The sequence below is a fragment of the Glutamicibacter sp. HZAU genome (assembly GCF_004100365.1).
GTDB classification, from domain to species: domain Bacteria; phylum Actinomycetota; class Actinomycetes; order Actinomycetales; family Micrococcaceae; genus Glutamicibacter; species Glutamicibacter nicotianae.
On record NZ_SCKZ01000002.1, the window covers coordinates 320,015 to 331,321 of the forward strand.

Consider the following 11,307-nt stretch of genomic DNA (forward strand, 5'->3'; position numbering starts at 1 on the left):
CAATGACTCAGAGTGCAACTCCCAAGCCGCTGCTGGAAGTCAAGGACCTGGCGATTACCTTCTCCACCCCTGACGGTCCGGTTCACGCGGTCCGCGACGCGAACTTCACCGTGATGCCCGGCGAAACCGTGGCTATCGTGGGGGAGTCCGGTTCGGGCAAGTCGACCTCCGCCTTGGCCGCTATCGGCCTGCTGGCCGGCAACGGCAAGGTCTCTTCCGGACAGATTCTCTTTGACGGCGAAGACATTGCCCAGGCCAGCGAGAAGCGATTCGTCGAGCTGCGCGGCAACCATATCGGAATGGTTCCGCAGGACCCGATGTCCAACCTGAACCCGGTCTGGAAGATCGGATTCCAGGTCAAGGAAACCCTGAAGGCCAACGGCTTGGCGGGGGACAACCCCAAGAAGCGTGTTGCCCAGGTGTTGGCCGATGCCGGTCTGCCAGACCCGGAGACCCGTGCGGGCCAGTACCCTCACGAATTCTCCGGCGGCATGCGCCAGCGTGCGCTGATCGCCATTGGCCTGGCCTGCCGTCCGCGCCTGCTGATTGCAGATGAGCCAACCAGCGCGTTGGATGTCACCGTGCAGCAGCAGATCCTGGACCATCTGGACACCATGACCAGTGAACTGGGCACTGCGGTGCTGCTCATTACCCACGACCTGGGCCTGGCAGCCGAGCGTGCCGAGAAGGTCGTCGTGATGTACAAGGGACGTGTCGTCGAATACGGCCCGGCGCTGGAGATCCTGCGCAACCCGAAGCACCCGTACACCCAGCGCCTGATCAACTCGGCCCCATCGCTGTCTGCGCAGCGCGGGGACAAGCACGAGGCCATCGTTGACGAAATTGAGCCGGGCAAGGCTGAACCGCTGCTGAAGGTCAGCAACCTGACGAAGGTCTTCGATATCCGCAAGGGCTTCGGCAAGAAGGAGAAGTTCACCGCGGTGGACAATGTTTCCTTCGAGATCCCCAAGGGCACCACGACCGCCGTGGTGGGCGAGTCGGGTTCCGGCAAATCCACCATCGCCCAGATGGTGCTGAACCTGCTGGACAAGACCGAGGGCGAGATCATCTTCGATGGCGAGCAGATCGGCAACTTGAGCGAGAAGCACTTGTTCAAGTACCGCCGACGCGTGCAGCCGATCTTCCAGGATCCGTACGGATCCCTGGATCCGATGTACTCGATCTACCGGACGATCGAAGAGCCGCTGCGCATTCACGGCATTGGCAATGCGGCATCGCGGGAGAAGAAGGTCAAGGAGCTGCTGGAGCAGGTCTCCATGCCGGCTTCCACAATGCACCGCTTCCCGAACGAGCTGTCCGGGGGACAGCGCCAGCGCATCGCCATCGCGCGTGCCCTGGCCCTGCAGCCGGAAATGATCGTGTGCGATGAGGCTGTTTCCGCGTTGGATGTGCTGGTCCAGGCGCAGGTGCTGGAGCTGCTTGACGAGCTGCAGCGCGAAATGGGCCTCACCTACCTGTTCATTACCCACGACCTGGCTGTGGTCCGCCAGATCGCAGACAACGTCTGCGTGATGGAACGTGGCAAGATCGTCGAGCAGGGCACGACGGACGAGATTTTCGATACGCCAAAGAGCGCTTACACCCGCAATCTGCTGGCTGCCATTCCTGGTGCTTCGCTGATCTAGCAACCCCGGAATCAACTGAATGGGCCGGTGAAACCGTAAGGTTTCACCGGCCCATTCGGCGCTTAACCTAAGCTCAAACGACGTAATATTCAACGAATATTTCAGATTTAATGAATCTGAAACAAACGTTGCAAAAATGTTATAAATCGCTCCGCGAGTCAACATGCTTGAAACAGTTGCCCGATTGATTTTTCCCAATCTGAAAGAAATCCTTGAAATCTCGGGGTTGTGAGGTGCATCTCCAAAACCGGTGAGTAACAAGCGCATTGCGAATGACTCTCAAGGGCAGGGGATGGCGGAAATCTGAAGCGCTTCTTTCTATATCCAAGCCAGAAAATTCGGGTTAGTCTATTCCTCAATGGATTGATCATGTGATCTGATCCACAGTGGATCCACCGATCCGGAACTCGTACCATTCAAGAACTCTAGGAGGCGAAATGCGGTTTCAGCGCGTTTCGAAAGCAGTAGCTGTAGGAGCTGCCCTGGCCCTGGCCCTGTCGGCTTGTGCTCCAGGCGGCGGAGACACCGGCGCAGACGCATCGAAGGATGCCAACGCAGGTGGCGGCAACGGCTCGGCAGAAGCAGCGAACAGCGGCAAGGCTGATCTCGGCGATATCACCACTGCCGACGACACCATCAACGTCACCGTAGGTGCACCGGAATTCATCAGCTACAACGGCTTTACTCCGAACACGTACTCCACCTACAACTCGGCCATCGTGGACCGCATGTTTGCCGGCTTCAGCTACTTCGGCACCGACGGCACCCTGTACCCGAACGAGGCTTTGGGCAGCTACGAGAAGGTCAGCGACGACCCGCTCACCATCAAGTACACGATCGCTGAAGATGCCAAGTGGTCTGACGGCACCCCGATCACCGTCGCCGACTCCGTGTTCGCATGGGCAGTGCAGAACCTGAACCTCAATGAGGGTTCCAAGGAAAAGCCGCTGTTCAACTCGGTTTCCGTTGATCTCGGCGACACCGTGCCAGAAGGCCCGCAGGGCGACTGGGACGGCAAGGAATTCACTGTTGAATTCGCCGAGTCTGATCCGGACTGGGCTCTGCAGACCTGGATGCTGCACCCAGCACATGTTGTGGCCGAGGAATCGGGCATGAGCACCGAAGAACTCGTCAGCGCCATCCGCGCCGGGGAGTCCGACAAGCTGAAGAAGGCAGCCGACTTCTGGAACGAAGGCTGGATGACCGACCCGGGCAAGCTGCCCGATGAGAAGATCTCGCCTGTATCCGGCCCGTACAAGCTGGGCAGCTGGAAGGCTGGCGAATCCGTAACCCTGGTTGCCAACGAGAACTACTACGGCCCTGCACCGGCAACCAAGGAATTGACCTTCCGATTCCTTGAAGACGCCAGCATGGTCCAGGCGCTGCAGAACAAGGACGTCGACGTCATCAACCCGCAGCCGACCGTGGATACGCTCGCGCAGCTGGAGAACCTGGGCGACGCGGTGGCTATCCAGAAGGGTGACACCCTGACCTGGGAGCACCTTGACTTCAACTTTGCCGAGGGCAACGCAATGACCAACCTGGAACTGCGCAAGGCCTTCGCCATGTGCGTTCCACGCCAGCAGATTGTCGACAACCTGGTCAAGCCGTTGAACCCAGACGCCATCGTGATGAACGCCCGCGAAGTCTTCCCGTTCCAGGACAACTACCAGGAAGTAGTGGACGCATCCTATGACGGCCGCTACGACGAGGTGGACATCGAGGGCGCAAAGAAGATCCTCGAAGAGCAGGATGCTGTTGGCACCGAAGTGCGCATCGGCTACTCGGCACCTAACGAGCGTCGTGCCAACGAGGTTTCGGCCATCAAGTCCTCCTGCGACGAAGCTGGCTTCAAGATCGAGGACACCGGTTCGGCTGACTTCTTCTCGCCAAATGGTGCACAGGACCGTGGCGACTACGAGGTAGCACTGTTCGCTTGGGCAGGTTCCGGCCAGATCACCTCCGGCCAGAACATCTACGCCACCGGCAAGCCGCAGAACTTCGGCAAGTATTCGAACCCTGAAGTCGATGCAGCTTGGGCGACCTTGGCAGGTTCGCTGGACCCAGCAGTCCACGCGGAACAGACCAAGAAGATCGAGAAGCTGCTGTGGGATGACCTGTTCGGCATCCCGGTATTCGCCCACCCAGGCTTGAGCGCCTCGGGTTCGGATATCCAGAATGTCCGCCACACCGCAACGCAGGACCAGATCGTCTGGAACGCCGAGCAGTGGGTACGTGCTGAGTAGTTGCCCTAGGCAACGTACTTGCACAATGTGAGCGAACACGTGTGGGGCCCGATCAAAAGTCGGGCCCCGCAGTGTGTTCAAAGGTCCCCAACCGCAAGGGCCGGCTCACTTCCGTGAGAAGAAAGTAGGACATTAGAACCGTGTGGAAATTTATCGCCAAGAGACTGGGCTCAGCGCTGGCCGTGCTGCTTGCCGCATCGCTCTTGCTCTACGTACTGGTTATCAACTCAGGCGACCCGCTCAAGGACCTGCGCGAAAGCAACGCGGATAACCGCGAGTACCTGATGGCCCAGCGTGTGGAATACATGAACCTGGATGCACCGTGGTACGCACGCTACTGGGACTGGCTGACAGGTGCCAGCAAGTGCCTGATTGGCCAATGCGACCTGGGCAGGAATATCAACGGCGTAGAGGTCTCCGGCTTGCTGGCCAACGCCGCATCGTCCACCTTGCGCTTGGTTGTGCTCGCTACGGTGATTGCCGCGGTTCTGGGTATCGCCATTGGCGTTTTGACTGCAATCCGCCAGTACTCCGGCCTGGATTACATCGTCACCTTCCTGACCTTCCTCTTCTTCTCGCTCCCGGTCTTCTGGGCAGCTGTGCTGCTCAAGGAATACCTGGCGATCAGCTACAACGACTGGCTGGCCGATCCGCAGATATCCGTGGGGACATCGATAGCCATAGGCATAGCTGTCGGTCTCATCTTGCAGATGTTCCTCGGCGGTTCGCTCAAGCGCCGTGGCATCACCTTCATCGCCGCCGCTGTTTTCGTTCCGCTGGTGCTGCAGTACAGCCTTTGGCTGAATTTCTACCGCTACCCGCAAATGGGTCCAGCCATCATCATCGTGCTGACCGCGCTCGTAGCCCTGAGCGCCACCGCCATGAGCGTTGGCCTGAAGGAGAAGCGGGTGCTGTATCCGGCATTGATTACCGCCGTACTGGTCCTGGCCATGTACTACGCGACCTTCTCCCTGCTGCTGGAGCCAAACGCCTGGATCCTGCTGATCGGCCTGGTCCTCGCGGTAGTGATCCCGGCCGTCATCGGACGCTTCATGGGCGGCCGCCTGCGCAAGGCAGCCATGTCCGTTTCCATCATCACCGGAGTCGTCGGTGCAGGGCTGACCATCATCGACCACATGTTCCGTGCCTGGCCAGGATTCCTGGACGTCAAGGGACGCCCCATCGCGACCATCGGATCCTCCACAGCGAACCTCGAAGGCGGCTTCTGGGACCACTTCCTGGATAACGGCACCCAGCTGCTGATGCCAACCATCCTGCTCGCAGTGATCTCCTTGGCCAGCTACTCGCGCTACACGCGTTCCTCCATGCTTGAAGTGCAGCGCCAGGACTACATCCGCACCGCGCGCTCCAAGGGCTTGAGCGAACGCACCGTGATCTTCCGCCATGCGTTCCGCAATGCGATGATCCCCATCGCCACCATCGCAGCTTTCGACTTCGCCGGCCTGATCGGCGGCGCAGTGATCACCGAGCGCGTGTTCGGCTGGAAGGGCATGGGCGAAATGTTCGCCACCGGCCTGAACCATGTCGACCCGGCACCCGTGATGGCGTTCTTCCTGGTTACCGGTACCGCCGCAATCCTCTTCAACTTGCTGGCGGATATCGTTTACGCCCTGCTTGACCCACGAATCCGAGTCTAGGAGGCATGAACCAATGTATTTCCTTCATGCCTGCAACCCTAAGGACCAGCGATGAGCACTCCGAATAAGAACCTGAACGAGCACGAGCCGCAGGACCTGAACTCTGTGGCCGAGGTGGAAGACGCCAAGCTTGCCCAGATCCACGAAAAGCCGAAGAGCCAGGGACGCATCGTTTTCGAACGCTTCGTCAGCCACAAACCGGCGATGATTTCCACTATCGTCCTGATTTTCATCACCGTTTTCGCCTTCAGCTCCATCGGCTGGGGTCCGTTCCCCGGCTGGTGGGGAAAGAGCTTCTACCAGGCAGGAGCCGTCATTGATGGCGGCAAGCCGACGCTGAGCCTGCTTCCCACCTGGCTTGGCGGCGAAGGCTTCCGCATCGGCGAGCACCCCTTCGGCCAGGACTCGGTCGGCAAGGACTACTTCGCACTGGTCATGAATGGAACGCAGAAGTCCATCATCATCGGCGTGGTCGTCGGCCTGGTCGCCACCGTCCTGGGAACTGTCATCGGCGCCGTTGCCGGCTACTTCCGCGGATGGGTCGACGAGATCCTGATGCGCATCACCGACTTGTTCATCGTGATCCCGCTGCTGGTTCTGGCTGCAGTGCTGGGCAAGATGGCCGGTGCCTCCACCGGCTCCATCATCATCCTGGCCCTGGTGCTCGGCTTGGTGACCTGGACCGGCCTGGCCCGCCTGGTCCGCGGCGAAATCCTCTCACTGCGCGAACGCGAATACGTGGCCGCCGCCCAGGCCATGGGCTCGAAGACCAGCCGCGTGATCTTCAAGCACCTGATCCCGAACACCATGGGCGTGATCATCGTGAACGCCACCTTCGCGATCGCTGGCGCGATCCTGCTGGAGTCCTCGCTGTCCTACCTGGGCTTCGGCGTGAAGGCTCCGGAGTCCTCGCTGGGCTTGCTGATCAGCCAGTACCAAAACGCCTTCACCACCCGTCCATGGCTGTTCTGGTGGCCAGGCATGATCATCGTTACCATCGCCCTGTCGGTGAACTTCCTGGGTGACGGCCTGCGCGATGCATTCGACCCGCGCCAGGTCGGAAAGAAGCGCCGCCGCCGCGCTGGCATGTTCGCCCTTCCAACCCGCAAGGAGAAGCCATGAGCCACGCAGCACCAATGAATGAACAAGGCTCAGAAGACTTCGCACTGAGCTTCAACGACCTCAACGTCGTCTTCGCCACCGGCGGTGCCGACGTCCACGCGGTCAAGGGCTTGTCCTTGGCCGTCCGCCCGGGGCAGGTCGTCGCGCTGGTCGGCGAGTCCGGTTCCGGCAAGTCGGTCACCTCGACGGCGGCCATGGGCCTGCTGCCGGACAACGCGAATGTCTCCGGTGCCGCCAAGGTCGGCAACGTCAACGTAGTTGGCCTGGACGAAGGCAAGCTGCGCAAGATGCGCGCCACCGATATCGCCATGGTCTTCCAGGAGCCGATGACGGCACTGAACCCGGTGCTCACCATCGAGCGCCAGCTGACCGAAGCACTGGAACTGCACGACATCGCCTACGGCAAGGAAGCGACCGACCGGGCTATCGAGCTGCTGGAGATGGTGGGCATCCCGGATCCCGACAAGCGCATCAAGCAGTACCCGCACCAGTTCTCCGGCGGTCAGCGGCAGCGCATCGTCATCGCCATGGCGATCTCCTGCGACCCGAAGGTCATCATCGCCGATGAGCCGACCACCGCACTTGATGTGACGGTGCAGGCCGAGATCCTCGATCTGCTGCGCGAGCTGAAGGACCGGCTGAATACCGGCATCCTGCTCATCACCCACAATATGGGTGTTGTTGCGGATATGGCCGATGAAGTGGCGGTGATGTTCCAGGGCAACCTCGTGGAGACGGGCACCGTGGATCAGGTATTGCTGCGCCCAGAGCATCCATACACCCAGCGCCTGCTGGCTGCGGTGCCCCGCCTGTCCGCTCCGGCCGTTGCCACCACGCAGGCCGCTGCGCACAGCTCGGAAACCGCCCCTCCAAGGCGCGAGCTGGTTCTGGAAGCCAAGGACCTCGTGCTGGAGTACGATATGCGCGGGAAGATCTTCCGCGCCGTTGAAAACGTGAGCTTCGATGTTGCCAAGGGCGAAGTCCTGGGCATTGTGGGCGAGTCCGGCTCGGGCAAGTCCACCATTGCCAAGGCGGTGCTGGGCCTGTTGCCGGTGGCCAGTGGCACCTTGTCGGTCAAGGGCCACAACCTGCCCAAGCTGTCCCCGAAGGAAGCACGCAAGGTCCGCAAGGAGATCGGCGTGATCTTCCAGGATCCGGCCGCATCCCTGAACCCGCGTTTCCCGATTGGCGAATGCATCACCGAACCCATGGTGGTGCACAAGATCGGCAGCAAGGCCGAGCGCACCAAGCGTGCCGAAGAATTGCTCGATGCGGTGAAGATGCCGCGCAACGTGATCAACCGGTACCCGCACGAGCTTTCCGGCGGCCAGCGCCAGCGTATTTGCATTGCCCGTGCATTGACCTTGAACCCGGAGCTGCTGATCGCCGATGAGCCGACCAGCGCCTTGGACGTGTCGGTGCAGGCAGTTGTCCTGGAGATGCTCCAGGAGCTGCAGCGGGACTTCAACTTCGCCTGCCTCTTCGTCAGCCATGACCTGGCCGTCGTGGACATGCTGGCGGACGCGGTCGTGGTGATGCAGTCCGGCAAGGCGGTTGAGCAGGGCATGGTGGACACTGTGCTGCATGCGCCAACCCATGAATACACCAAGCGGCTGCTGGCTGCGGCACCGGTTCCGGATCCGCACGAGCAGGCAGTGCGCCGTGAGGCCTGGCGCCTGCTGAACAACACGAAGTAGGCATTGCGCTGACCAGCGAAAGGGGCGCGTTTCCAATGTTGCCCTTGGAAACGCGCCCCTTTCGCCTGCCCTGGCACTTGGCCGATGTCCGCTCGTTGAAAGCGGTGCTGCTGGCAGGTAGAAGGCGGGTATTGGATACCACAGCGTTGTGCTCCGCAGGTTGGGCGAGGGCTCAATTCCGATGAACAGACGCCCAGCCAGCCTCCCGCGGAAACAGAGTTGCCCTTCGCCGAACGAAGGCAACGATGCGACCGGCCGGGTGGCAAGCCCTGGCCGCAGAGCCTGCTTAAGAAGCAGGAGCCGGCTCTCGATTGAGAGCCGGCTCTTGCATAATGCGTTGGGAAACTAATCCAGCTGCATGACGTTTTCGGTGACGACCTCTGCACGGGCGTTGGAGAAGATCTGCTCGGTGCCGATGGTCTTGAAACCGCGACGTTCCAGGACCTTGATCGAGCCCAGGTTGTCCTGGACCACGTGTGCGGTCAATGGGCGCTTGGTGTATTCGGCAAGGAATGCTTCTACTGCGCTGGTGGTCAGTCCCTTGCCCCAGTACTTGGTCGAAGTCCAGAAATTGATTTCTGGTACTTCGCCGTCGAAGACCAGAATGGATCCAACGACTTCGCCCTCATGCTCGATGGTGCGAACCAGAACATTCGGATCGTTCAGAATCGAGTTCCAGTGGTGGTCGAATACCGCGCGGTCGGCTGGGTTACGCGCCTGATAAGCGGCCATGAGGTTCGCCTCGGGTTCTTGCTGGTGAGCGAAGAATGCATCCAAGTCGGAAGGGCGGACTTCACGTAGCTGCACGATAAAGGCCTTTCAATCGAATGGGTCAGCGTGCCGGTTTTGGCACGCCAGGGAATAGTGGCTTGAAACCTACACTACCGGGGAAGTGAGCGCCGCGAGTGCCATATTGGACAATAACGGCTTCAAACCGGACTTTTTAGTCCTCGGCGAGTGAGCGGAATGGGCTGTCGAGTTAAGCAATCCGAAGACAGCGTGCGCGCGGAACCGGTGCGACTGCTTGCTGCCAGTGGGATGCAATTTTGCCAGTTCGGTAGTCCAGAGCCCGATATAGGAGTTCTGGAGTTTGCGAACCAGTTCCAGCTCGACCTTCGGCAGCGATTTCAGATCGCGGTCCTGGACCTGCAGGATATCCGGGCGGGACAGCGAGAAATCCGTGTGGAAATCCACCAAGCGCGACAGCACCTCCAGGGGAGTGCCACCGGCTTCCGCCGCTGCGCAACCTCCGGCGTAGATGTCTTTGGACATGTCTACCAGCAAGGCGATGAGCACGGCCTGCTTGCCGGCAAAATGCCGGTACACTGCCGGACCGGAAATTCCGCAGGCAGCGCCGAGGTCTTCCAGGGAAACGCCCGCGTAGCCATTCAAGGCAAAAAGCCTCGTGGCTTCGCGTAAGAGCGCTTCGCGTCGTTCAGCTTTGGCGCGCTCGCGATCTGTTGGTTCATTGAGCGATTGATATTTGCTCGCCAAGACCATCAACTCCTTACGTTTGCCAAGCCCGGTCTGGACAACTGTGACGGCTGCCACTACTGTCAAAAATGTAGCTGTTCTACCCACCCGTAGGCAGTGACCAGTTAATAAATATTAACCATACTCGTCGCAGCGTGCGCTTCCAAGAAACGCACGCACCAAGCGCAGAACATGACCGCCGCCGGTAATGCACACTCCGCTGCCGGTGCCGGTTCGTCCCTCAACGAAGAGAGAGCCTGATGATTGACCTCGAACTCGACGACCAGCATCAAGACCTGGTTGACATGGTCCGCGAATTCGCCCGGGAAGTCGTTGCCCCGCAGAGCGCGCAGAACGATGCCAACCATGCCTTCCCTTACGACATCGTCAAGCAAATGGGCCAGATGGGTCTCTTTGGCCTGCCCGTCTCCGAAGAATTCGGCGGTTCCGGCGGCGACTACTTCCACCTCGCACTGGCGCTCGAAGAGCTGGGGAAGGTGGACCAGTCGGTAGCCATCACTCTCGAAGCCGGCGTCTCCCTGGGTGCGATGCCGATCTACCGCTTCGGCAACGAGGAACAGAAGCAGAAATGGCTGCCTGCCCTGGCCGCCGGTGAGCGCTTGGCCGGTTTCGGCCTGACCGAACCGGGCGCAGGATCCGACGCATCGGCATCCTTGACCAAGGCGAAACTTGAAAATGGCCAGTGGGTCATCGACGGTGCCAAGGAATTCATCACCAACTCCGGCACCGATATCACCTCCCTGGTCACGGCCACCGCAGTGACCGGTGTCGACGAAGCCACCGGGAAAAAGGAAATTTCGGCCATCATCGTGCCGACCGGGACCGAGGGATTCACCGCGGAAAAGGCCTACGACAAGGTGGGCTGGCGTGCCAGCGACACCCATCCGCTGAGCTTCAACGGCGTGCGGGTTCCAGAAGAGAACCTGCTGGGCGAGCGTGGACGCGGATACGCCTACTTCCTGGAAATCCTCGACGAAGGCCGTATTGCCATCGCGGCGCTGGCCACCGGCGCTGCCCAGGGATGCCTCGACGAGGCGGTGAAGTATGCCAAGACCCGAACTTCCTTTGGCCAGACGATTGGCCAGTACCAGGGCATTTCCTTCATGATCGCCCGCATGGCTTCGCGCGCCCACACCGCCCGTTTGGCCTACTACGCGGCCGCGGCCAAGATGCTCGCCGGCAAGGACTTCAAGATCGAAGCCGCGCACGCCAAGCTGATTGCCAGCGAGGCGGCGATGGACAATGCCCGTGATGCTACCCAGATTTTTGGCGGCTACGGATTCATGAACGAATCCTTGGTGGCACGCCACTACCGCGATTCGAAGATCCTGGAAATCGGAGAAGGAACCACCCAGGTCCAGCAGATGCTCATTGCCCGCAGCCTGGGTCTCTGATCATCACCCGCAGGGAGCGCCGCATTCTGCTTCCAGGGTGTGGCGCTCTT

The 11,307-nt window shown here is 60.4% G+C and carries 8 protein-coding genes; 6 read left to right on the forward strand and 2 right to left on the reverse strand.

From position 1 onward, the window contains the following. Window positions 1–2 precede the first annotated feature (2 nt). From EKH49_RS04075 to EKH49_RS04095, 5 genes are all read left to right on the forward strand, one after another. Complete coding sequence (locus tag EKH49_RS04075; protein WP_128469811.1) at window positions 3–1,646, forward strand: ABC transporter ATP-binding protein; 1,644 nt, start codon at window positions 3–5, stop codon at window positions 1,644–1,646. A 437-nt stretch (window positions 1,647–2,083) separates the two neighbouring features. Then, window positions 2,084–3,892 carry an ABC transporter family substrate-binding protein gene (locus EKH49_RS04080; RefSeq protein WP_128469812.1) on the forward strand — a complete coding sequence of 603 codons (1,809 nt, stop codon included), beginning with the start codon at window positions 2,084–2,086 and terminating at the stop codon, window positions 3,890–3,892. Window positions 3,893–4,032: 140 nt separating this feature from the next. After that, window positions 4,033–5,550 carry an ABC transporter permease subunit gene (locus EKH49_RS04085; RefSeq protein ID WP_128469813.1) on the forward strand — a complete coding sequence of 506 codons (1,518 nt, stop codon included), beginning with the start codon at window positions 4,033–4,035 and terminating at the stop codon, window positions 5,548–5,550. A gap of 51 nt (window positions 5,551–5,601) precedes the next feature. Then, window positions 5,602–6,672, forward strand: a complete 1,071-nt coding sequence (locus EKH49_RS04090) for an ABC transporter permease (RefSeq protein WP_128469814.1) — start codon at window positions 5,602–5,604, stop codon at window positions 6,670–6,672. Then, window positions 6,669–8,369, forward strand: a complete 1,701-nt coding sequence (locus tag EKH49_RS04095; protein WP_128469815.1) for an ABC transporter ATP-binding protein — start codon at window positions 6,669–6,671, stop codon at window positions 8,367–8,369. Before EKH49_RS04090 ends, EKH49_RS04095 begins: the two co-directional genes overlap by 4 nt. 345 nt (window positions 8,370–8,714) lie before the next feature. Here EKH49_RS04095 and EKH49_RS04100 read toward each other — a convergent pair whose 3' ends face one another. Beyond that, entirely contained in the window at window positions 8,715–9,176 is a 462-nt protein-coding gene (locus EKH49_RS04100) for a GNAT family N-acetyltransferase (RefSeq protein ID WP_038989691.1), read from the reverse strand. A 69-nt stretch (window positions 9,177–9,245) separates the two neighbouring features. Continuing rightward, the gene (locus EKH49_RS04105; RefSeq protein ID WP_128469816.1) at window positions 9,246–9,869 is read right to left on the reverse strand and encodes a TetR/AcrR family transcriptional regulator; all 624 of its coding nucleotides are present in this window, start codon (window positions 9,867–9,869) and stop codon (window positions 9,246–9,248) included. Window positions 9,870–10,102: 233 nt separating this feature from the next. On the opposite strand from EKH49_RS04105, the gene EKH49_RS04110 reads away from it, so the two are divergent. Continuing rightward, entirely contained in the window at window positions 10,103–11,257 is a 1,155-nt protein-coding gene (locus tag EKH49_RS04110) for an acyl-CoA dehydrogenase family protein (RefSeq protein WP_128469817.1), read from the forward strand. Window positions 11,258–11,307 lie beyond the last annotated feature (50 nt).